25 protein-coding genes and 2 rRNA genes are annotated in these 21,655 nt (G+C 40.2%); 1 reads left to right on the top strand and 26 read right to left on the bottom strand.

All coding sequences use genetic code 11. The annotated features are described in order from the left end of the window. Positions 1-32 precede the first annotated feature (32 nt). The 16 genes from JV16_RS11500 to metG form a co-directional block, all read right to left on the bottom strand. Positions 33-263, bottom strand: coding sequence for an anti-sigma-F factor Fin (locus tag JV16_RS11500; protein ID WP_042535916.1), 231 nt, complete (start codon positions 261-263; stop codon positions 33-35). Positions 264-332: 69 nt separating this feature from the next. Then, on the bottom strand, positions 333-896 hold the full coding sequence (gene pth, locus JV16_RS11495; protein WP_042535914.1) for an aminoacyl-tRNA hydrolase: 564 nt from the start codon (positions 894-896) through the stop codon (positions 333-335). A gap of 57 nt (positions 897-953) precedes the next feature. Beyond that, positions 954-1,580 (bottom strand): 50S ribosomal protein L25/general stress protein Ctc, encoded by a 627-nt coding sequence (locus JV16_RS11490; RefSeq protein WP_042535912.1) that lies wholly within the window; start codon positions 1,578-1,580, stop codon positions 954-956. Between the two features lie 56 nt (positions 1,581-1,636). After that, the gene (locus tag JV16_RS11485) at positions 1,637-2,587 is read right to left on the bottom strand and encodes a ribose-phosphate diphosphokinase (protein WP_042535909.1); all 951 of its coding nucleotides are present in this window, start codon (positions 2,585-2,587) and stop codon (positions 1,637-1,639) included. A 17-nt stretch (positions 2,588-2,604) separates the two neighbouring features. Continuing rightward, positions 2,605-3,981 carry a bifunctional UDP-N-acetylglucosamine diphosphorylase/glucosamine-1-phosphate N-acetyltransferase GlmU gene (gene glmU / locus JV16_RS11480; RefSeq protein WP_021095771.1) on the bottom strand — a complete coding sequence of 459 codons (1,377 nt, stop codon included), beginning with the start codon at positions 3,979-3,981 and terminating at the stop codon, positions 2,605-2,607. Between the two features lie 185 nt (positions 3,982-4,166). Further along, positions 4,167-4,457: a septation regulator SpoVG gene (gene spoVG, locus JV16_RS11475; protein WP_003398210.1), complete on the bottom strand. Its 291-nt coding sequence runs from the start codon at positions 4,455-4,457 to the stop codon at positions 4,167-4,169. 89 nt (positions 4,458-4,546) lie between these two features. After that, a complete protein-coding gene (locus tag JV16_RS11470) occupies positions 4,547-4,927 on the bottom strand; it encodes a RidA family protein (RefSeq protein WP_004888532.1) in 381 nt (126 codons plus the stop codon). A gap of 33 nt (positions 4,928-4,960) precedes the next feature. Then, entirely contained in the window at positions 4,961-5,785 is an 825-nt protein-coding gene (purR, locus tag JV16_RS11465) for a pur operon repressor (RefSeq protein WP_021095770.1), read from the bottom strand. A 12-nt stretch (positions 5,786-5,797) separates the two neighbouring features. Beyond that, positions 5,798-6,664, bottom strand: a complete 867-nt coding sequence (gene ispE, locus JV16_RS11460; protein ID WP_035063573.1) for a 4-(cytidine 5'-diphospho)-2-C-methyl-D-erythritol kinase — start codon at positions 6,662-6,664, stop codon at positions 5,798-5,800. Between the two features lie 127 nt (positions 6,665-6,791). Then, positions 6,792-7,061: a biofilm formation stimulator Veg gene (gene veg / locus JV16_RS11455; protein ID WP_004888526.1), complete on the bottom strand. Its 270-nt coding sequence runs from the start codon at positions 7,059-7,061 to the stop codon at positions 6,792-6,794. Between the two features lie 211 nt (positions 7,062-7,272). Further along, a complete protein-coding gene (yabG, locus tag JV16_RS11450; RefSeq protein ID WP_021095768.1) occupies positions 7,273-8,151 on the bottom strand; it encodes a sporulation peptidase YabG in 879 nt (292 codons plus the stop codon). A gap of 73 nt (positions 8,152-8,224) precedes the next feature. Further along, entirely contained in the window at positions 8,225-9,112 is an 888-nt protein-coding gene (gene rsmA / locus JV16_RS11445; RefSeq protein WP_021095767.1) for a 16S rRNA (adenine(1518)-N(6)/adenine(1519)-N(6))-dimethyltransferase RsmA, read from the bottom strand. Beyond that, complete coding sequence (gene rnmV, locus JV16_RS11440) at positions 9,105-9,677, bottom strand: ribonuclease M5 (protein WP_035063570.1); 573 nt, start codon at positions 9,675-9,677, stop codon at positions 9,105-9,107. The genes rsmA and rnmV overlap by 8 nt, the downstream gene beginning before the upstream one ends. A 61-nt stretch (positions 9,678-9,738) precedes the next feature. Then, positions 9,739-10,932, bottom strand: coding sequence for a G5 and 3D domain-containing protein (locus tag JV16_RS11435; protein WP_021095765.1), 1,194 nt, complete (start codon positions 10,930-10,932; stop codon positions 9,739-9,741). Between the two features lie 204 nt (positions 10,933-11,136). Further along, positions 11,137-11,904, bottom strand: a complete 768-nt coding sequence (locus JV16_RS11430) for a TatD family hydrolase (RefSeq protein ID WP_021095764.1) — start codon at positions 11,902-11,904, stop codon at positions 11,137-11,139. Positions 11,905-12,020: 116 nt separating this feature from the next. After that, positions 12,021-13,970 carry a methionine--tRNA ligase gene (gene metG / locus JV16_RS11425; protein WP_042535908.1) on the bottom strand — a complete coding sequence of 650 codons (1,950 nt, stop codon included), beginning with the start codon at positions 13,968-13,970 and terminating at the stop codon, positions 12,021-12,023. Between the two features lie 480 nt (positions 13,971-14,450). Here metG and JV16_RS11420 point away from each other — a divergent pair, with 480 nt between their 5' ends. Beyond that, complete coding sequence (locus tag JV16_RS11420; RefSeq protein WP_171335231.1) at positions 14,451-14,741, top strand: AbrB/MazE/SpoVT family DNA-binding domain-containing protein; 291 nt, start codon at positions 14,451-14,453, stop codon at positions 14,739-14,741. Positions 14,742-14,775: 34 nt separating this feature from the next. On the opposite strand, the gene rsmI is transcribed toward JV16_RS11420, so the two are convergent. The 10 genes from rsmI to JV16_RS11370 all read right to left on the bottom strand — a co-directional run. Beyond that, on the bottom strand, positions 14,776-15,642 hold the full coding sequence (gene rsmI, locus JV16_RS11415) for a 16S rRNA (cytidine(1402)-2'-O)-methyltransferase (protein ID WP_021095964.1): 867 nt from the start codon (positions 15,640-15,642) through the stop codon (positions 14,776-14,778). A 6-nt stretch (positions 15,643-15,648) separates the two neighbouring features. Beyond that, positions 15,649-16,383 (bottom strand): tRNA1(Val) (adenine(37)-N6)-methyltransferase, encoded by a 735-nt coding sequence (locus JV16_RS11410; RefSeq protein WP_021095963.1) that lies wholly within the window; start codon positions 16,381-16,383, stop codon positions 15,649-15,651. A gap of 55 nt (positions 16,384-16,438) precedes the next feature. Continuing rightward, complete coding sequence (yabA, locus tag JV16_RS11405) at positions 16,439-16,786, bottom strand: DNA replication initiation control protein YabA (RefSeq protein ID WP_021095962.1); 348 nt, start codon at positions 16,784-16,786, stop codon at positions 16,439-16,441. Between the two features lie 15 nt (positions 16,787-16,801). Continuing rightward, positions 16,802-17,629 carry a PSP1 domain-containing protein gene (locus tag JV16_RS11400; protein ID WP_021095961.1) on the bottom strand — a complete coding sequence of 276 codons (828 nt, stop codon included), beginning with the start codon at positions 17,627-17,629 and terminating at the stop codon, positions 16,802-16,804. Further along, entirely contained in the window at positions 17,622-18,620 is a 999-nt protein-coding gene (gene holB / locus JV16_RS11395; RefSeq protein ID WP_021095960.1) for a DNA polymerase III subunit delta', read from the bottom strand. Before holB ends, JV16_RS11400 begins: the two co-directional genes overlap by 8 nt. 10 nt (positions 18,621-18,630) lie before the next feature. Beyond that, entirely contained in the window at positions 18,631-19,260 is a 630-nt protein-coding gene (gene tmk, locus JV16_RS11390) for a dTMP kinase (protein WP_021095959.1), read from the bottom strand. 1 nt (position 19,261) lies between these two features. Then, a complete protein-coding gene (locus tag JV16_RS11385) occupies positions 19,262-20,686 on the bottom strand; it encodes an aminotransferase class I/II-fold pyridoxal phosphate-dependent enzyme (protein ID WP_021095958.1) in 1,425 nt (474 codons plus the stop codon). Between the two features lie 80 nt (positions 20,687-20,766). After that, a complete protein-coding gene (locus tag JV16_RS16115; protein ID WP_042535906.1) occupies positions 20,767-20,949 on the bottom strand; it encodes a sigma factor G inhibitor Gin in 183 nt (60 codons plus the stop codon). Positions 20,950-21,081: 132 nt separating this feature from the next. Continuing rightward, positions 21,082-21,198, bottom strand: a 5S ribosomal RNA gene (gene rrf, locus JV16_RS11375). 96 nt (positions 21,199-21,294) lie between these two features. Then, positions 21,295-21,655: ribosomal RNA gene (locus tag JV16_RS11370) — 23S ribosomal RNA — on the bottom strand; the annotation flags it as partial.

The raw sequence follows: 21,655 nt of genomic DNA, 5'->3' as shown, positions 1-21,655 counted from the left end.
ATACAAAAACGCTTTGGGATCCCCAAAGCCAATTATTGAATAAACTTTTCATATTGATGAAGATCAGGATTCTGATCTAATGCTTCTTGGCAATGTTCACAAATGGACTTTACGTAAATTTCTCCTGAAGGGAGATACTGGATCATATCTAATTTTTCTTCTTCCGTTAAGCGATGAAAACCTAATTGCTCACTTTCTAAATCGAGCACATCAAGCGTCCCCATTTTCATGCCGCAATGACGGCAATAATAGTGTAATGCCATATCGCATCCCCTCCTAAATGGTTGATTTAATCGAATACATTTTGAACCATTTAGGAGGAAATTATTCAATTATTTATTGAATTCATTCATCACTTGAGCGAATGGAATGTGTAACGATCGCTCGCACGCATCAGCTGCCTTTTGAATCGCTTGATCGATATTTATTTTTTCTTCAGCTGTAAACCGACCTAATACGTAGTCGCTCACTTTCATGCCATTTTTCGGGCGATCGATACCGATACGGATGCGTTTAAATTGCTCTGTCTTCAAATGATGAATAAGTGATTTCATCCCATTATGCCCGCCTGCACTTCCTTTCGGGCGTAAGCGAACCGTCCCTGTCGGTAAGTCTAAGTCGTCATAAATGACAATCACATCATCGACATCAATGTCATAATAATCCATCAACGGACGAACACATTCGCCCGATAAGTTCATATATGTAAGCGGTTTGCACAATATGACTTTTTCCCCCGAAATGATACCACTTGCAAATATACCTTGAAACTTCGTTTGATTAAGGGCAAAACCCCAGCGATGAGCAAGCTCGTCAACGACCATAAAACCTACATTATGTCTCGTTTGCTCGTACTCTTTTCCTGGGTTGCCTAAACCAACAAACAGTTTTGCCATTTCTTCTGCTCCTTCTCTCCATACTGCAAAAGACGTAACCAATGATGGCTACGTCCGTCACGGCGTTGTTTCGCGTCCTTCTTCCGATTCCGGTTTCCCTGGTTCTTGTTCTTCACCGCTATGAATTTCTTCTTCTTGCTTCGGTGGCAAGATCGACGCGATCACTTCTGTCGGATCATGATTGATTTCATAAACACCGTTCGTTTGAATATGTGAAACTGTAACAACATCGCCTACTTGTAAATTTGTTATGTCTATATCGATGGACGGTGGAATATTTGACGGTAACGCCCGAATGGACAATTGATGCATCGCCTGCTGCAGTACACCACCGTCTTTTACACCTGCTGCTTCACCAACCAAATGAATAGGAACGTGAACATCAATTTCTGTCTTTGCATCAACCGCTAAAAAGTCAATATGAATGACATCGTGGCGAATCGGATGCTTTTGCATATCACGAACGATGATGCGAATATGATCGCCATTTAGTTTCGCGTCTAAAAGACCGCTCCCGCCAACAGCCCGCCATTGTTTCAAAAACTCGGCCGCATCAACAAAAACCGATTGGCTATTCGTTTTTTTTCCGTACAAAACAGCTGGGATGTGACCATGTTTTCGCATTTGTTTAACATAAGAGCGTCGATGATCTGTACGTAATTGAAGTTGTAACAATGAAATCACCTTCCTATTTTAGAATCGCTCATAGCTTCCCCTAAAATAGGAAGGTCTAAACGCCATTAATCGAACAATGCGCTAATTGATTGTTCTTCGTGTACGCGAATAATTGCTTCACCGATAAGCGGGGCAACAGATAGCTCTACAATTTTATTCGTTTTCTTTTCTTCAGGAATAGCAATCGTATTCGTTACAACAAGCTCTTTAATTTTCGAGTTTTGAATTCGTTCAATCGCTGGACCTGATAAAACAGGGTGCGTACAACATGCATACACTTCTTTCGCCCCATGCTCAGCTAACGCATTTGCTGCTAAAGTAATTGTTCCAGCTGTATCAATAATATCGTCCACTAAAATTGTCGTTTTCCCTTGCACATTACCAATAATGTTCATCACTTCCGCCACATTTGGTCTTGGACGGCGTTTGTCAATAATGGCAATAGGCGCTTTTAGGCGATCTGCCATTTTCCGTGCGCGCGTCACACCGCCGTGGTCTGGAGAAACAATGACAATGTCATCAAGCTGTTTTTCTTTAAAGTAATCTGCTAAAATCGGCACACCCATTAAGTGGTCGATTGGAATATCAAAAAATCCTTGAATTTGTGGTGCGTGCAAATCAAGTGTAATGACGCGAGAGGCACCCGCTGTTTCTAATAAATTAGCAACCAATTTTGCGGTGATCGGCTCGCGAGAACGGGCTTTCCGATCTTGGCGAGCATATCCGTAGTACGGTATAACAATATTAATGGTTTTGGCAGACGCTCGCTTTAATGCGTCAATCATAATAAGCAATTCCATCAAATGTTCATTTACAGGGGCGCTTGTTGATTGAATAACATAAACATCGCAGCCACGAATACTTTCTTCAATGTTAATTTGAATTTCCCCGTCGCTAAAACGAGAAACGGAGCATTTTCCTAGTTCAACGCCAATGACTTTTGCGATTTCTCGGGCTAAAATCGGATTCGAATTTAACGAAAATAACTTTAAATTAGAATTCAAATACTGAGACATGGGTAAGTAAACCTCCATTAGGATTTTTTCTTTTCTTGTAGACGCTCAACATAATTTTCTTTATTTGTTTGCCGAGCGCGGGCAATAGCTAAAGCTCGGTTAGGTACATCATCGGTAATAGTTGATCCGGCCGCTACGTATGCTCCGCTTCCTACAACGACAGGGGCAATTAAGTTTGAGTTACAGCCGATAAACGCACCATCTTCAATTTTTGTCACATATTTATTTACCCCATCATAATTTACCGTAATCGTACCACAACCGATATTCACATCAGCACCTACTTCAGCATCCCCGATATAGCTTAAGTGCGATGCTTTACTTCCATTTCCAAACGTCGCTTTTTTAATTTCGACAAAGTTTCCGATTCTCACATCGTCGCCAATTTTAGATAGCGGACGAATGTGGGCAAATGGACCGATCGTTACATCTTTGCCTACTTCGCTGTCATGTACAACAGAATGACGAATCGATGTATTGTCACCAATACGACTATTTTTAATTTCGCTATTCGGTCCGATGATGCAATTTTCACCAATTACCGTATCGCCTTCAATCCATGTCCCAGGATAAATGACCGTATCCTGTCCAATGTGCACATCAGGTGCTATATACGTATGCTCAGGATCAATGATTGTCACGCCATTTGCCATATGTTTACGATGAATGCGCATACGCATAATTTTTTCTGCTTGAGCAAGTGCAATGCGGTCATTCACGCCTAACGTTTCTTCAAACATTGGTGTTTCGTACGCTGAAATAATTTCGCCTTGTTTTTTCAAAATTTCGATGACATCTGGTAAATAATATTCCCCTTGCGCATTATCGTTCGACACTTTCGTCAGCGCTTCAAATAGCGCACGATTATCAAAACAATACGTTCCTGTATTAATTTCACGAATCATTCGCTCTTCTTCTGTTGCATCTTTATGTTCTACAATTTTTTCGACATGTCCATCTTGATTTCGGACAATGCGACCATATCCAGTTGGATCTTCTGCAAGGGCGGTTAAAATCGTTGCTTTCGCTTTCGTCTGTAAATGATGTTGTAAAAGCGCTTCCATCGTTTCTGAGGTGATCAGTGGTGTATCTCCACAAACGACGAGAGTTACACCATCTTTATCAGCTAAATGAGGTGCTGCTTGCATGACAGCATGCGCCGTCCCAAGCTGTTGTTCTTGAATGACGTACTCACTTTGATTGCCAAGTTGTTCTTTCACTCGTTCTGCTCCAAAACCAACAACTGTAATTAATCGATCGACATGTAACGTAGAAATGGCATCCACTACATGTTGTACCATCGGCTTCCCACAGACAGGGTGTAACACTTTATACAGCTTTGAACGCATACGCGTTCCCTGTCCAGCCGCTAAAATGATCGCATATCGTTTCATCGTAAGGCCTCCATACCTCTCTTTATCCATATTGAATATATATCAATTATGTATGTATTTCAAGGAAACATTGTCATCTACCAAAAAAATTCATCATTTTCACTATATGTTCTTTATTAATAGGATGAACATTATTTTGCATATGAAAAGGACCCTCTTGTAACGAAAGGGTCCTCTCTTATGATTTACGAAGCACCTGCTTCTTCAAGCTCTTTTTCCAACTCACCAGCACGGTGATATTCAGCTAAAACAGCTTCTTGAATTTTCCCGCGGGTTGTTGAGTTAATTGGATGAGCGATGTCACGGAATTCCCCGTCAGGAGTACGCTTGCTTGGCATAGCGACAAACAAGCCGTTATTGCCTTCAATCACGCGGATATCATGAACGACAAATTCATGATCCAACGTAATCGAAGCAATCGCTCTCATACGTCCTTCGGTATTCACGCGGCGTAATCTCACGTCAGTCACTTCCATTCTGTTCACCACCTTTTCCCTATATAAGAACTTAAGTGAATTTATTCCACGTCGTTTTTTATTTTCCTGCTAACATGAAAAAAATTTTTTTACGATTGTTTGACAAGTGCAACGACTTCAATTTCAATTAACGCATCTTTTGGCAAGCGGGCAACTTCAACAGCGGAACGCGCTGGTTTATGATCGCGAAAATATTGGCCGTATACTTCATTCATCGCTGCAAAATCATTCATATCTTTTAAAAATACTGTTGTTTTTACAACTGTTTCTAAAGACGCCCCTGCCGCTTCAAGCACGGCTTGTAAGTTTTTGAATACTTGATGCGTTTGTGCTTGAATGTCCCCTTGTACCATTTCTCCTTCCGGCGTTAAAGCAATTTGCCCAGAGCTGTAAAACATATTGTTAACGATAATGCCTTGAGAGTATGGTCCAATCGCTTGTGGAGCTTGATTTGTGTGCACAACTTTCATGTCTCTTCCTCCTGTATGTAAAAATCATTTATTTTATTTGACAAAATGAAAGTAGTTTCCTTCTTCTACGGTAATTTGTTTTTCTTTGACATTCACAGACGTTAGTTTCACAAGGGAAACATATTCATCAACGAGTCGCTCTTCTGCTTCTTCCGACTCAACGAGCACACCAATGCCAACAACGTTTGCACGAAACTCTGAAAGCAAACTAATCATGCCGTTAATTGTTCCGCCAGCTTTCATAAAATCATCAACAATTAAGACGTTTGCTCCTTCTTTTAAACTCCGCTTAGATAAAACCATCGTTTGAATGCGTTTCGATGAACCGGACACGTAATTGATGCTGACCATTGATCCTTCCGTTACTTTACTATCACGACGAATAATGACGACAGGTACATTTAAAAAACTTGCAACCGCATAAGCTAGCGGAATTCCTTTTGTAGCAACCGTTACAACAAAATCAATATGTTCATGCGCAAACGCAGAAGCATATAAACGCCCAATTTGGTTGACGATGCGCGTATCACCGAGCAAATCCGTCATGTACAAATAACCCCCTGGTAATAATCGATCAGGGTCTGCTAAGCTTGTACATAATTGCTGAATAAACTGTTTTGCTTCTGCTTCTGACATTTTCGGGACATATTGCACTCCTCCGGCAGCTCCAGGAAGCGTGCGCAACAAACCGATTCCTTGTTGCTCAAACGTTTGCTTAATAATAGCTAAATCTTCGCTAATGGACGATTTTGCTGATCCATATCGCTCTGCAAAAAAAGTCAGCGGTACAAGTTGATGTGGGTGATAAAGCAAATAGTGCGTCATATCCACAAGCCGACTGCTTCGCCTTAATTTCATGTGATAACCTCCTTATTGTTCGTGCCTTTCCCCGATTAATCGAACAGCATATACGTGTTCACAAAAGCCCCGCAACCCGTTATATACACGTTGCAAACGCGAATCGTGTTGAACAAGGCCAAATACGGTTGGACCACTGCCACTCATTAACGATACATCTGCTCCAAAACGCTTCATTTGTTCTTTAATTTGAGCTACTTCGGGATGCATGTTTAATGTGACACTTTCTAGCACGTTCCCCGCGAGCGCACAAATTTTTTCGTAATCTTTTTCTTTAATGGCAGCAACCATTCCGTCTACATTCGGATGATCAACAGATTGTAAATTCAAATTGCGATACACATCCGCCGTTGATACACCGATTGTTGGCTTCGCTAAAATGACCCAACTTGGTGGAGGGGCAGGGATATGTTCAATTTTTTCTCCTCGCCCTGTGGCAACTGCCGTTCCTCCATATACACAAAACGGAACATCTGAACCGATTTCTGCACCAATTTCAGCAAGCTCATCTAAGCTTAAACCTAACCCCCAAAGTTTATTTAACCCACGCAACGTTGCAGCCGCATCGCTACTCCCACCTGCAAGACCTGCTGCAACAGGGATACATTTCGTAATAGAAATGGCTACACCGCGACGAACGCCGAACTTTTCTTTCAACAATTTCGCGGCTTGATACGCTAAATTTCGTTCATCATCCGGCACAAAACGATTGTGGGAGATAATTTGAATCTTATCACAATACAAATCCATTAACTCTACACGGTCAGCTAAGTCAATTGTCGTCATCACCATTTTGACTTCATGGTAACCGTCCGCACGCTTATGTAATACATCGAGAGATAAATTAATTTTCGCTGGTGCCTTCACTAACAACCTCAACTTGTTCACCTACTTTTCCGACTTCAAACTTCTATCGACATTTTACCACAAAAAATAGTGAACAAATACGTGCCTTTTCAATAGCCATAAAAAAAGAGACTACCGATATCGGTCGCCTCCTTAACCGTTATGAATGTGAGCTGCTCATCGCTACTTGTTCGTCATCTAAAAATGTAAGTTGCACCGTCTCTGTCAATACGTCTGCATAACTATATGATACACGTTCAAAAGCGTTTTCTTCTTGATCAAGTTCAACGACAAATACGGACGGATATGTTTGGGCTAACACGCCGCAACGCTCGATTGTCTTTCGACGCCCACCGTTCGCCTTTAACGTCAATCTTTTACCTAGATTCGAATCCAGAACTTTTTTAATTTCCGACAATGTTTTTCCCATCGTATCCACCTCACTATTATGTAGTATAACAAATACAAATAAATAAGTCAAAAAATAAGAATTATATCAACAAAAAATATTTTATGTCAATACTTTTGTCTTTATTATGGACAATAATAAAAAAAATTATGTATAAAAAGCGTTAAAAACAAAATGATATTGCCTCATCTTGTCTTTTTACCATAATGGCAAAAAGACAAGAGGCATTTGTTTATGTTTGCTCAGCAATCGTCCGAAAAGGCATTCCGGTTCGCAACACACCTCGCGTCTCGACACCGCCAAGCCCTTTTTCCCCCGTTAACGTATTTCTTAATACATCCCATACATTGACACGATCCATAAAAGGAGTGAAACTAATGCGCGAGACGATATATACAGGATCAAGTGCATGAATATTGACGCGTGCAGGCGAGCTAGCAAAGTTCGCACCTGCCCGAATAAGCGATTCGAAATGAGATTGACAAGCGCCAGCGAAAATGACGAGTTGATCGAGATTCGGAATTTTTTTGCGTGCCTGTCGCACCGTTTGCACAAAATATTTCGAATGACGATACGCTTTTAAATCATCCATCGATCCTTTTGATTTTGAATATGCATCATGCCCAGTGACAACTAAAATATCTGGACGCACTTGTTCAAGCAGCGGAATAATACGATCAGGCATATCTGTTTCATGACAATGAACCCCATATACCGGAACCCCAATTCGTTCATACAACTGCATACATTTTCGTAAATAAAGCGGGTCTCCATCAATATGAAGCACTCGTCCTGGAAGTTGGAAAAAATCCATTTTCACTTCGTATCCACCGGTCGCTTCATATTCGCTTTTTTCCCGCAACAATCGATAATCTTGACGCAGCAATTTATAACATTGCTCAATATGTTGTTTCTCCTTTTCTTCTCGCTTCTTTTTTTCCCGCTCATCAATAACAACTAAATCAGAAAATGGAGCGTCTGCGATGAGCCGAACGTCTTCTCCGTACAAAATCGCTTCTTTTTCCCCCTCTTTTTCTTTTATATCAATGACTCGAAACAAAATATCATATTCATACGATTTCCGTGCAACAATATCCCCAATTTGAATCATACACGCCCGCCCTTTCGTTTGTTTTGTTTGTAACATATGCAACGAAAGGATCGAACGTGTAAAAAAAGAGGCTTTAAGCCTCCTGTGAAAAAAAGTCGTATAGTCGCTCGCTCAAAATAGCAAATTCAGCGATAGTAAGCGTTTCTCCTCTTCGTTTCGGATCAATACGGGCACCCTCAAGCGCCTTTTCAATTTGTTCTTTTTTCTGTTTGCCGTTTGGCAAGTGACTCATTAAATTGTTTAAAATCGTTTTCCGCCGCTGTCCAAAACTCGCACGAACAACAGTAAAGAAAAAATCTTCATTCGACACAGCAACAGCAGGTTGTTCTCGCTTCAATAAACGAATGACTGCAGAGTCCACATTCGGCTTCGGTACAAATACCGTTCGTGGCACATTCATGACCGTTTCCGCGTGTGTATAATATTGAACTGCAATCGTTAAGGAACCGTAGTCTTTCGTTCCTGGCTTTGCCGCCATGCGCTCTGCTACTTCTTTTTGCAACATAACGACCATTCCACGAATAGGTAAACGATCCGTTAACAACTTCATAATGATCGGTGTCGTGACGTAATATGGTAAGTTGGCAACAACCATAATATCTTCTACATCCGCTAACTGTTCCGATATCACTTGTTGAACGTCAGCTTTTAAAATATCTTGGTGAATAACGGATACGTTTGAATACGGGGAGAGCGTATCCGCTAAAATAGGAAGAAGCCGCTGGTCAATTTCAAACGCAATCACTTTTTTTGCTCGGCGCGCTAATTGTTCTGTAAGCGCACCGATTCCCGGTCCAATCTCGATGACACCTGTCCGTTCAGAAAGCTCAGCAAAATCAACAATACGATGTAAAATATTCGGTTCAATTAAAAAATTTTGTCCAAGGCTTTTTTTAAACGAAAAGCCGTATTTCGCTAAAATTTCTTTCGTACGAGTCGGTGTAGCAATATCTTTATACATGTTCTTCCTCCTGCACCACTTGCTTCATCGCTTCCACAAACTGTTCTTTTGAAATTTGAAACATTTGTAACCGCTTATGCAGTTGTTTTCCGTTTGTATATCCGATTTTTAATAATTTACCTAACTTTTCACGTCGGGCGCGCGCTAGCGGGCCTCCGATTAATCCTGCATCGACAAGCTGCTGAAATGGAATCTCCTCTTGCGGATCGATCATTTCTTCGTACACACTTAAAAGCGCTGTGCGAATCGCTTCAATGGAAGCATGCTCAACACCGAGACCTTTTCCGTGTTTTCCTCTCGCTTCCTCACGCGTTAAAAATGCGTGTTTACATCCCGGTACACGCTCAGCAATTGTTTTGCGAATTTTTTCCCCTGGGTAATCAGGATCGGTAAAAATAATCACCCCTCGCTGTTGCTGGGCTAAACGAATGCGCTCAATCGTTTCCTCATTAATCGCTGCTCCGTTCGTTTCAATCGTATCTGCATCTACCGCACGGCGAATCGCCACTGTATCGTCGCGTCCTTCGACAACGATAATTTCCTTAATTTTCATAAAAACCTCCATCTGTTAACTGTTCTTCACCCATTATAACGAAAAAAACAGAGGATCGTGAAATCCTCTGCAGTTATTTTAAAATTTTAATTTTCACACGTTTCGTTCCCCAACGATATGCCGTCGATTTATCGGGGAAAAATACGTCGATTTTATACCCTCTCACATTCGCGCCTGTATCTGCAGCAACAGCATATCCATACCCCTCAACGTATACTTTTGTTCCAAGTGGAATGACACGCGGATCGACAGCGATCACCTTGGCGTTTGGGTTTGAACGTAAATTCACACCTGTTGCAGTCGTTCCAGAACAGCCACCACAATACGCTGTATATGCTGTGGCAATCACATAAAGCTCTTCAGCTACCTCACCGCTTCCACGGGAAGCTAATATTCTCGGAGCTTGTTTTGTGCCGATGGCAACAATGCGACTTTTGCTCGGCTTAATTGTCTCTGTTTTAATAAGCTTGCGCGACACTTCTTTTCCATTTTCTAAAATCACTTCATATTGCTTCGCGACAAGCCCTTTCTCTCCCTCGCTAATCACTTTTTGTTTCCCTTTTTCCAATCGTGCATCTTTCTTTTTCACAACAGTATAATTGACTGGTTCTTCCACTACATCGGTGACTTTTTCAACTCGAACAATGTTTATTTTCGTGTTTGGTTGAATCATGTCATTCAATTTTGGTTGAACGCGATCCAGCTTTCGCAATGTAATATGTTGTTTAGCTAAAAAGTCAGCGACCGTAGTCGAAGTAGACCAAACTTGCTGCTGTTTGCCGCCGTCATTTACCGTAATCGGAAACGCTTTACTTATCACTATTTTCATGTTGTCTTTTACTTTTTCGTCAACGTTTGGTGATATTTCGTCATAATCACGAAGCTGGATTTGCTGAATATGCAATACATCCTTCACCGTTTTCGCCGTCGTCCTTAATCTCTTTTCTACCCCATCAACGACTAATACAATCGGCTTACTTTCTTCCCATTTCACCGTTAAATGATCAACAATTTTAGTTTGTGGGGAAGGAGAGATAAAATCTTCTTGTTTTAACTGAATATTTTGTTCTTTTAGTAGCTCAGCAACCGTATTTGCATGCGTACGTACTTTTTGTTCTTTTCCGTTTGCATACAACGTCACCGTCTCTTTTGTCCATTCATAGCTGGCATATCCCGTCATGCTAGATAAGGCTAAAAACCCTCCTGTAGCAAGCGCAATTTTCTTTTTTGATGTTGATTGCAATAATTTTTTTACATACGTAATCAAAATAAAAACGCCTCCTTTTCCGATAGATGATCGCGACGACCCTCCCTTTCTATGAAGCTTATTATCTATTATTCAAAATATTCTTTCATAAGGGAAGGAAGACTTGTCGACAAGCTTATTGTATGCTTGCAAAAAAAGTTGTAGAACAATCTCGTTTCATCTTTTCTTTAGACAAGTCTTCCTAATTATCGACACGATTCTCTATCAAATGATGCCGAATAATCGCTTCGCATTGTCGGACGTTTTTTGGGCGACTTCTCCAAAAGATAAACCTTTTAATTCGGCGATCGCTTCGGCAATATATTTGACGTAGCTCGGTTCATTCCGTTTTCCTCGAAACGGATGTGGCGTTAAATACGGACAGTCCGTTTCAATAAGCAACCGATCAAGCGGAATTTCTTTCGCCACTTCTTTCGGTTTTTTGGCATTTTTAAACGTCACAGGACCGCCAAACGAAATATAAAAATTCATATCCATACATTGACGCGCCACTTCTATGCTTCCGCTAAAACAATGCATCACGCCTCCGACTTCCTCAGCGCGCTCTTCTCGTAAAATATCAACAATATCGGCTGTCGCATCGCGATTATGTATAATAATCGGCAACTTTACTTTTTTCGCTAAACGAATTTGTTTTCGAAATACTTCCTTTTGTACGTCTTTCGGTGATTGATCCCAATAATAGTCAAGCCCCATTTCACCGAGCGCGACAACTTTCGGATGCGCAGCCAAACGCTCAATCATGATGAGATCTTCATCAGTCATATGAATCGCATCGACAGGGTGCCATCCGACAGCTGCGTAAATAAAAGAATATTGCTCTGCTAACTCCATTGCCCGTTGAATAGTTGGTCGATCAAAGCCGACAACAACAATATGTGACACACTTTCTGCACGCGCTCGTTCAATTACTTGTTCAACATCTTCGTTAAATTGTGTCGCATTTAAATGTGCATGTGTATCAAATAACATATAACCCCTCTTTTCTTCCGATGTTCAGTTTACCACACAATCCCGTTACATAAATCACAGCTATATAACAATTACATTACAAAATAGAAACAAAGAGGTGTTTTTGCAACACCTCTTTACTTCACTTTAGCTCCGTTTGGAAGCGATTCGTCCACTGTCGCCAATGACAATACCCCATCTTTTTCCCCAGCTAAAATCATCCCTTGCGACAGCTCTCCGCGCAATTTCACAGGCTTTAAATTCGTCACGCAAATGACTTTTTTCCCAATTAAATCTTCCGGTTTGTAATGTTTTGCAATACCTGATACGACTTGTCGCTTTTCATAGCCTAAATCAAGTTGCAATTTAAGCAAGCGATCCGCTTTTGGAATTGGCTCAGCATGAATTACTTGTGCGACGCGCAAGTCCACTTTCATAAAATCATCAATCGTAATTTCTTCGCTTTTCTCTTCATTTTGTTCCTGCTTTTCTTCTACGTTTGCTGACGTCCCTTTCATTTGTGCTTGAATATATTGCACTTCTTCTTGAACGTCTAAACGTGGGAACAGTGGGGTCCCTTTTTCAACCATTCGCTCATGTTGTGAAGAACCAAACGTTTGTAAGCTGTCCCAGCCCATTAATTGCTCATCTTGAATGCCAAGTTGAGCAAACATTCGTTTTGGCGTTGCTGTTAAAAACGGTTGCAATAAAACAGCTACATATCGAAGAGACTCCGCTAAGTGCGACATGACGGAAGCTAACTGTTCACGCGCTCCTTCGTCCTTCGCCAATACCCATGGTTGCGTTTCATCAATATATTTGTTCGTGCGGCTAATAAGCTGCCAAACAGCTGTTAAAGCTTGTGAAAATTGCATTTGTTCCATCGCTTCTTCATATTGTTTAACGGTATCATACGCCGTTTGTACAAGCTGTTCATCAAACGGGGTGTGCGTGCCACTATACGCAGGAATACGGCCTGCAAAATATTTTTCAATCATCGCTACCGTCCGGTTAAGCAAATTACCTAAATCGTTCGCTAAATCATAGTTTATACGCTCAACAAAACCTTCTGGTGTAAACACACCGTCTGAACCAAACGGCACTTCACGAAGTAAATAATAACGTAACGCATCTAAGCCATACCGATCAATTAACGTAACTGGATCAACGACATTTCCTTTCGACTTCGACATTTTTCCGTCTTTCATGAGCAACCAGCCGTGCGCAAACACTTTTTTCGGAAGCGGAAGATCTAAAGCCATTAACATAATTGGCCAGTAAATCGTATGGAAACGTACAATTTCCTTCCCAACAAGATGAACATCTGCCGGCCAATACGTTTTATATTTTTCATCATTTTCTGTTCCATACCCTAACGCAGTAATATAGTTTGACAGCGCATCAATCCATACATAAATGATGTGCTTTGGATCGCCTGGAACAGGAATGCCCCAATCAAACGTTGTCCGTGACACAGCTAAGTCCTCTAAGCCCGGCTTAATAAAGTTATTAATCATCTCATTTTTGCGCGATTCCGGCTGAATAAATTGCGGATTTTCTTCATAAAACGCTAATAAGCGATCGACATATTTGCTCATGCGGAAAAAATATGATTGTTCTTTTACTTTTTCTACAGAACGTCCACAGTCTGGACAATTGCCTTCAACTAGTTGTCGCTCAGTATAAAACGATTCACACGGAGTACAATACCATCCTTCATATTCGTCTAAATAAATATCCCCTTGTTCTAAAAGACGGGCGAAAATTTTTTCAACAACTTGCTTATGGCGCTGTTCTGTCGTACGAATAAAATCGTTATAAGAAATGTCGAGTTTTTTCCAAAGTTCTTTAATTCCAGCAACAATGTCATCCACATATTGCTGTGGAGTAACCCCTTTTTCCTCTGCTTTTCGCTGAATTTTTTGGCCGTGTTCATCTGTTCCTGTTAAGTACATCACATCATAGCCGCGCATCCGCTTATATCTTGCCATCGCATCGCCAGCTACCGTCGTATAAGCATGGCCGATATGTAATTTATCGCTCGGATAATAAATGGGTGTGGTAATATAAAACGTCTTTTTTGTCACTTGTACCCCTCCTTGTTGCACGTTTAGTAGAAACGCTCTCGCCCAAAGGACGAGAGCGATCGCATATTTCTTATTCTTGATCAGTACATCTATTCCTCTTATCTCACCAAAATATACATAAAAATAAAGAGCGCTGTCAACTATTCGACATGGGATTGTCGATAAATCGCATATTTTTGTCGAATTTTGTCGAAAAAATAACGAAAAAATTGTCGAATTTGTGTTGAATTTTGTCGAATAATATTTATAATAAGTTTTGTATCGTCTTGAAAAGCAGTTAAAAACTGTGTATGCATCTGTTGTCAAATGACTTGGATTTTGTCATTTCGACTATAATTTTGTCGAATTTTATATGCAGCTACATGTAAATCATACATTTTTTTTTATTGTTGCATATAAAAGGATTGACGCTTAATGGAAAAGTTGTTATGATAAATCCATAGAGATTTTGTCGAATATTGACGAAAAAAGGAGAGGAGAATAAAGATGAAATCAACAGGTATTGTTCGTAAAGTCGATGAGTTAGGTCGTGTAGTTATTCCAATCGAATTGCGCCGCACATTAGGTATTGCAGAAAAAGATGCATTAGAAATTTATGTAGATGATGAGCGTATCATTTTGAAAAAATACAAACCAAACATGACTTGCGTAGTAACTGGGGAAGTATCTGACGACAACTTTAAGCTTGCAGATGGAAAAATCATTTTAAGCAAAGAAGGCGCAGAAACGTTATTACAAGAAATTCAAAACCTTCTTCAACAATCAAAATAAAAAGTTTCTCTAGACTTTTCTAGAGAAACTTTTTTTACTTATGATACGCCTCATACACATCCCGCTTCGGTAATTGGCGATCTTTTGCTACTTGTTTAATCGCTTCTTTCGATGTATATTGCTTCGCTTCTATATAATAATTTACATGTTCAACAATAGTTAAATCATTCCACCATATCGGTTCTTCATCATATATGTGATTTCCTTCAACAAGAAGACAAAACTCTCCGCGAACTTCATGATGTTCTGCCCAATGCATCACTTCTTCTATCGTTCCGCGAATAAACTGTTCAAATTTTTTCGTTAGCTCGCGCGCCACAGCCATTTGTCGATTGCCAAATATATGATACATGACCGTTAACGTTTCTTGAAGACGATGCGGCGCTTCGTAAAAAATAAGCGTATCTTTTATATGTTTTAATTGCTCCAGCTCTTTTTTCTTTTCTTTCTTATGCCGCGATAAAAAACCATAAAAATAAAAATGATTTGTCGGTAATCCAGAGGCTGTTAACGCGGTAATGGCCGCATTCGCACCAGGAAGAGGAACAACTTTACATTGTGCACGTAACGCTTCAACTACAAGCTCATGGCCTGGGTCGGAAATCGTTGGCGTTCCAGCATCACTCACTAAAGCGATATGTTTCCCTTGTAATAGAGAAGCAATAATATGCTCTCCTCGCGATTGTTTATTATGTTCATGGTAACTAACAAGCGGCGTATGAATATCGAAATGATTAAGCAATTTCTTCGTTTGCCGTGTATCTTCAGCCGCAATGAAATCTACTGTTCGTAACGTTTCAATCGCACGCAACGTGATGTCTTCTAAATTGCCGATCGGCGTCGGGACGATGTACAAAATTCCTTTTTCATCTTCTTCAATAAAACTTTTTTGTTCGTTCATCTCATCTCATTCCCCGTATAAAATATGTTTTAACTCGCTCGTATACTCTCCATTTTGTTCGTATACAAAGAGAGGAGGTAATATTTTCAACCCTTTATTGCCGTCTTTCGTTCCTTCAATTAAAATGGTGTTCGCTTCCTTTCCCTGTTTTGGATAAACAAAACGCAACCGTTTCGGTTCTAAACGATATTGTCGCATAAACGTAACGATATCTAACAACCGCTCAGGGCGGTGAACGAAAGCGGCCTTTCCACCTTGTTTGAGCAATTGACTGCTTACGCGAATGACATCTTCTAACGTGCAGTAAATTTCATGGCGCGCAATCGCGAAATGTTCATTTTTATTCATTTCTTCTTCGTTTGGTGTTGGGAAATACGGAGGATTGCACGTCACAACATCAAACTTACTATACCCAAGATGAGCAGGCATATCTTTAATGTCACCGTGAATGATTTCAATTTGCTCCTCTAATTTGTTGTATTGTACGCTTCGTTTCGCCATATCATAAATTTTTTCTTGAATTTCTACCCCAATCATTTTCCCTTTCGTTCGTTTGCTTAACAATAGTGGAATGACTCCATTCCCTGTACATAAGTCAACTAAATTTCCTTTTTGAATCGGAACGTATACAAAATTGGCCAACAACACCGCGTCAAGTGAAAAAGCAAATACGGATGGACTTTGAATAATTTTCATATCTTCTGCTAGCAAATAATCGAGTCTTTCATCCTCACGCAACATATACAATCCCTCTTTCTACGACAAAATAGCCTTTCCAGACCATTCGTCAGAAAGGCTATTTTTTATTTAAAAATGACAAACAAAATAAACAATCCCCATCGGTCCGTAAACTTCCGTAATGTACATTGCAAATGTGAAAGCCTTCTTGGTACAGACGAGCTAAGTTGTCGTATCCTTCACCAATATCAACTAATTTTTCTTTCGTTTGTTTTTTGCCTTGTTCGACTTTTCGCTCAGACAACTGTTCGAGCCGTCTGCGCAAATGATCATTTTCAACTTGGAGGCGATGATTTTCTTCAATTAACTCTCCAAGATAGCTTTTCAACTCACCTAGCTGTTTATATAAATGAGCAATTTGTTCCTCGATGCTCGTTACAGATTGGAAAATCTCTTTTTTATTCACGCGCCATCCACCCCATCACTCTGTGGCTTGAGTAGGAAGAACTTTTTCCTTTAATAATTCGTCAATCGTATACTCAACGACCCGATCTTTTTCGACTAACTCCACTTGTAACACTCGTTCTAAAATGTTCAAACCAACAACTTTCCCTAGTCCAAGAGGCGTTTCGATCATTTCCCCTAAATCCGGCAACTGTTCTTTCGCTGTTTCGTATTCGTCGTTTTCATATTTTAAACAACACATTAATCGACCACATAATCCTGATATTTTTGTCGGATTTAATGATAAATTTTGATCTTTCGCCATTTTTATAGAAACAGGATCAAAGTCACCTAAAAACGTCGAACAACAAAGCATGCGTCCGCATGGTCCGATACCACCTAACATTTTCGCTTCATCACGTACACCAATTTGTCTCAACTCAATTCTTGTGCGAAAAATAGCTGCTAAATCTTTAACAAGCTCGCGAAAATCGACTCGTCCATCAGCCGTAAAATAAAAAATGATTTTATTGCGGTCGAATGTATACTCGACATCGACAAGCTTCATTTCCAGCCCGTGTTCTTCTACTTTTTTTAAGCAAATGTCGTATGCTTCTTCGGCTGCCTTTTTATTTTCCTCTACAATAAGCTTATCTTTTTGATCAGCCATGCGAATCACTTTTTTCAATGGCAAAACAATATCTTTTTCATCAACTTGTTTTTTAGCGACAACAACCTTTCCAAATTCAATGCCGCGAACGGTTTCAACAATGACATAATCACCGTTTGAAATCGGTAAATCTCCAGGATCAAAATAATAAATCTTTCCTGCTTTCTTAAAACGAACGCCTACAACTTCATACAAATGCAGATCCCTCCCGCAACTGCAATACTAACTGTTCCATTAAAAGCTGCGGATTCATATTCGTATGCAACCGCGCTTTTGCTTGTAAAATGGCCTTCATATGTTGAGCAATTTGCTTTTCAGAATAAAGAAAACGCGACCGCCGAAATTCATTTATGCAATCATCGTATGCAATTTGTTGTTCTTCTCCTAGTAACACATATAACAAATCTTTATATAAATATAATAATAAGTCTAACCCCATGCTCATTTGTTCTTTATTTGTAAAATGACTAAGCCAATGTTGTTGAATAACGAGCAACGCTTGGACATATTGCTTGTTTAATGCTTCATATAATTGTATCACTATTTTTCGTGCTTGTGCAAACCAATCATCTTGACTTAACTGAAAAGCTTCTTGCACATTATTTGTTAATCTGGCAGCTAATATGGCTAGCTCCCGTGGTACACCTTGTTGTTGTAAATAAGCGTATATTTGTTCCGTCGGTAATGTATGGAAAGAAATAACTTGACAACGTGAAACAATCGTTGGGAGTATGCGATGTAATTGCTCTGTTAATAAAATGGCCACCGTTTTTGCTGACGGTTCCTCTAAAAATTTTAATAAACTATTCGCTGCTTGAACGGTCATCTGATCAGCATGCTCAATGATGTATAGCTTGCGATTCGATTCAACAGCCGTTTTTGTAAACTCCTCTTGCAGCTGCTCAATTTGTTGTTTTTTAATTGAGTTTCCATCAGGAACAACAAGATGAACGTCTGGGTGATTACCAGATTGAATCCGCCGACAATTTACACATGTTTCGCAAGGTTCATCATGTACATTTGTTAAACAAAACAAACGCTTAGCGAATAAAAGAGCCGCTTCTTTTTTCCCTGTCCCCTTTTGTCCTTCAAATAAATAGGCATGAGCCACTCTTCCTTTTCTTATACTGTTGACAATCATTTTCGCTACATGTGGTTGATTTGTTTCGAGCGCTTTCCATGACATAACGATCCTCTCACTTTCTTAAAAAAGGCTCAATCAATGCCCGTACGTCTTCAAATACTTTGATTATCGACTGAGTAGCGTCTACTTTTTTTATGCGATTTGGAAAACGATCTAATAACATCATATATCCATCACGCACTCGCTCATGAAACGCTAGTTCCTCTAAATCAAGTCGATTCACTTCTCTTAATCCATTTTCGCGAATACGCGCTAACCCAAGCGCTGGATCAATATCAAAGTAAATCGTTAATGTCGGCATCCAATTTTCAATCGCAAACGCATTAATAGCCAATATCTCATCTATTCCTAAACCACGCGCGACCCCTTGGTAAGCGAGAGAACTGTCAATAAAGCGATCACAAAGAACGATTTTTCCTTCCTCCAACGCAGGAATCACTTTTTCAACTAAATGTTGTCGTCTTGCGGCTGCATAAAGTAAAGCTTCTGTTCGTGCATCCATTCGATTATTATTAGGATGCAAAATGACGGAACGAATTTGCTCGGCAATATCAATTCCCCCTGGCTCACGCGTCGCAATAACGTCAACATGTTGCTTCGTTAAGTAATCAGTTAACATGCGAACGATCGTTGTTTTCCCTGCTCCCTCGGGACCTTCAAATGAAAAAAATAAGTAGTTCATCTTAAGCCTCCTCAAAAACTTCGATATAATCCCCATTTATATCTGTTTGAAAATATGCCCCCATTTGCTTCAAATATTGAATAAGCTCAATATGTTGCTTTGTCACAATTTCTCCAATAAGTAAAATAGGAATCCCAGGTGGATAAGGGACAACCATTTGAGCACAAACACGTCCGACTGCATCATAAAGCTGCACTTGTTTTGTTTGCTTACCTTTAATCCATTCATAACTTACAGCTTGACAATGCTTTGGTAATTGAATTTGTACATGTTCGTTTTGTCGTTCGCTTCCGATAGATTGTAGCGCGCGTTTTATTCGCTCTGTAATCATTTGAAATTGTTTGATTTTCGCAAGCGGATAAACAAGTAATACGTTATATGGATCAGCCATTTCTGTGAAAATTTCGTTTCTTTCTAATAGCTGTTGCAACTCATAACCTGAATGTGCACTGCGTGTTTGTAGCGTAATCTTTAACAAGTCTGTTCGAACGAGTGGATGCTGTGATTCTACAACATGAATTGCCTCAATTCCTCGCAACTGTTGCTTAAATAATTGAATTTGCTCAACCATTTCATTAATCGTTTCACGTGTCTGTTGCGCAACATAAGCGCGAGCCAAATCAAGCGAAGCCATAATTGGATAAGATGGGCTGCTTGTTTGAAAAACTTGCAAAAAGTATCTTAACGTACGTTCATCTATAAGATCACTATTAAAGTGCAAAAAAGAACCCATTGTCATAGCTGGAAGTGTTTTATGGGCTGATTGTACAACAATGTCTGCCCCACACTCAACAGCCGATTTTGGAAAAGGTTCCCCGAGCACAAAATGAGCTCCATGTGCCTCGTCCACTAAAACAGGCATGCGATAAGAATGGGCCAATTGAATAATTTTTGTTAAATCAATAGACATCCCATAATAGTTTGGATTTGTTAAAATGAGCGCAGCGGCATCCGAATGCTCACGCAATGTATTATAGATTGTTTCAAACGATACAAAAGACATCACTCGAACATCTTCATCAAATTCCGGGGAAATAAAAATCGGTGTTGCCCCAACAAGATGTAGCGCATGTAAAATGGATTTATGGCAATTACGTTGTACAATAACTTTTTTATTTTTTTCACATACAGCTGTAATCATTGCTAAATTACCAGAAGTAGAACCGTTAACTAAAAAGTATGTCTGTTTAACCCCATACAGTTTTGCCGCTAATTGTTGCGCCTCTTCAATCGCTCCCGTTGGATGATGCAAGTCATCTAAATGCGAAAGTTCCGTTACATCTAAATGTAACAACGGTACAAAAGTAGAAAGAGCCTCTTCATAAAAAACAGCTCCATATTTATGCCCTGGTACGTGAAATGAAATCGGTTGTCTCGAGGTATGTTCACATAAAAGTGTATATAGAGGTGTTTTCGTTTGGTCCATCTTTATTCGTTTCCTCGCTCACGTTTTTTATATATTTATATTAAAATAAAACAGGCCCTAATCATAGTAGGGGCCTTTTGTTATGAATATATTTTATTCTCTCTTATTTTTTTCAGCCGATCAACGTAAAATTTGTATTTTTCATCATTTGTTTCCGTTTGAATGAGATCGTTATGACAATCCATGCATATAAAATGATGAAAAACATGAATCCCTTTTTTATTTTGTCCATCACATACGATGCAAGTTTCTTTATAAGACATTTGTTCTCCACCTCCCGCTAACAGTTTTCCCAGTTTCATATAACAATATACTTCGAAAACGATCATTTGGTGCGAGAGTATAACAAAAGCGAAAGTAAAAAGACCAAGACTAAATGTCTTGGTCTTTTCTTTGCCCGGCAACGTCCTACTCTCGCAGGCGGTGTCCCGCCAACTACCATCGGCGCTGGAGAGCTTAACTTCCGTGTTCGGGATGGGAACGGGTGTGACCTCTCCGCCATCGTCACCGAGCAATATGATGAAGGATTATTCCTTCAAAACTAGATAACAGGAGTTCAGATGTTTTCTTGACTACGTCAAGAACCGTTCTCCGCTTTTCTCATGTGCTTAGTTAAGTCCTCGATCGATTAGTATCCGTCAGCTGCACGTGTCGCCACGCTTCCACCTCAGACCTATCTACCTTGTCATCTTCAAGGGATCTTACTCGCTTGACGCGATGGGAAATCTCATCTTGAGGGGGGCTTCACGCTTAGATGCTTTCAGCGCTTATCCCTTCCGCACATAGCTACCCAGCTGTGCTCCTGGCGGAACAACTGGTACACCAGCGGTGCGTCCATCCCGGTCCTCTCGTACTAAGGACAGCTCCTCTCAAATTTCCTACGCCCGCGACGGATAGGGACCGAACTGTCTCACGACGTTCTGAACCCAGCTCGCGTACCGCTTTAATGGGCGAACAGCCCAACCCTTG

Source organism: Anoxybacillus ayderensis (assembly GCF_000833605.1).
Taxonomy (GTDB): Bacteria; Bacillota; Bacilli; order Bacillales; family Anoxybacillaceae; genus Anoxybacillus; species Anoxybacillus ayderensis.
Note: the sequence above shows the minus strand (reverse complement) of the source record. Positions and strands in the feature narration are given on the sequence as shown.

What these genes read in the sequence shown, in the direction of transcription:
- JV16_RS11410 (WP_021095963.1), bottom strand. Translation starts at nt 16,383, where the DNA reads ATGTTGCGTGAGGATGAAAGACTCGATTATTTGCTAGCAGAAGATATG.
- holB (WP_021095960.1), bottom strand. Translation starts at nt 18,620, where the DNA reads ATGTCATGGAAAGCGCTCGAAACAAATCAACCACATGTAGCGAAAATG.
- JV16_RS16115 (WP_042535906.1), bottom strand. Translation starts at nt 20,949, where the DNA reads ATGTCTTATAAAGAAACTTGCATCGTATGTGATGGACAAAATAAAAAA.
- JV16_RS11470 (WP_004888532.1), bottom strand. Translation starts at nt 4,927, where the DNA reads ATGAAAGTTGTGCACACAAATCAAGCTCCACAAGCGATTGGACCATAC.
- tmk (WP_021095959.1), bottom strand. Translation starts at nt 19,260, where the DNA reads ATGAACTACTTATTTTTTTCATTTGAAGGTCCCGAGGGAGCAGGGAAA.
- rsmA (WP_021095767.1), bottom strand. Translation starts at nt 9,112, where the DNA reads ATGTATAAAGATATTGCTACACCGACTCGTACGAAAGAAATTTTAGCG.
- spoVG (WP_003398210.1), bottom strand. Translation starts at nt 4,457, where the DNA reads ATGGAAGTGACTGACGTGAGATTACGCCGCGTGAATACCGAAGGACGT.
- glmU (WP_021095771.1), bottom strand. Translation starts at nt 3,981, where the DNA reads ATGAAACGATATGCGATCATTTTAGCGGCTGGACAGGGAACGCGTATG.
- JV16_RS11485 (WP_042535909.1), bottom strand. Translation starts at nt 2,587, where the DNA reads ATGTCTCAGTATTTGAATTCTAATTTAAAGTTATTTTCGTTAAATTCG.
- purR (WP_021095770.1), bottom strand. Translation starts at nt 5,785, where the DNA reads ATGAAATTAAGGCGAAGCAGTCGGCTTGTGGATATGACGCACTATTTG.
- veg (WP_004888526.1), bottom strand. Translation starts at nt 7,061, where the DNA reads ATGGGAAAAACATTGTCGGAAATTAAAAAAGTTCTGGATTCGAATCTA.
- yabG (WP_021095768.1), bottom strand. Translation starts at nt 8,151, where the DNA reads ATGATTCAAATTGGGGATATTGTTGCACGGAAATCGTATGAATATGAT.
- rsmI (WP_021095964.1), bottom strand. Translation starts at nt 15,642, where the DNA reads ATGAACGAACAAAAAAGTTTTATTGAAGAAGATGAAAAAGGAATTTTG.
- rnmV (WP_035063570.1), bottom strand. Translation starts at nt 9,677, where the DNA reads ATGGAGGTTTTTATGAAAATTAAGGAAATTATCGTTGTCGAAGGACGC.
- JV16_RS11430 (WP_021095764.1), bottom strand. Translation starts at nt 11,904, where the DNA reads ATGTTATTTGATACACATGCACATTTAAATGCGACACAATTTAACGAA.
- JV16_RS11385 (WP_021095958.1), bottom strand. Translation starts at nt 20,686, where the DNA reads ATGGACCAAACGAAAACACCTCTATATACACTTTTATGTGAACATACC.
- pth (WP_042535914.1), bottom strand. Translation starts at nt 896, where the DNA reads ATGGCAAAACTGTTTGTTGGTTTAGGCAACCCAGGAAAAGAGTACGAG.
- JV16_RS11500 (WP_042535916.1), bottom strand. Translation starts at nt 263, where the DNA reads ATGGCATTACACTATTATTGCCGTCATTGCGGCATGAAAATGGGGACG.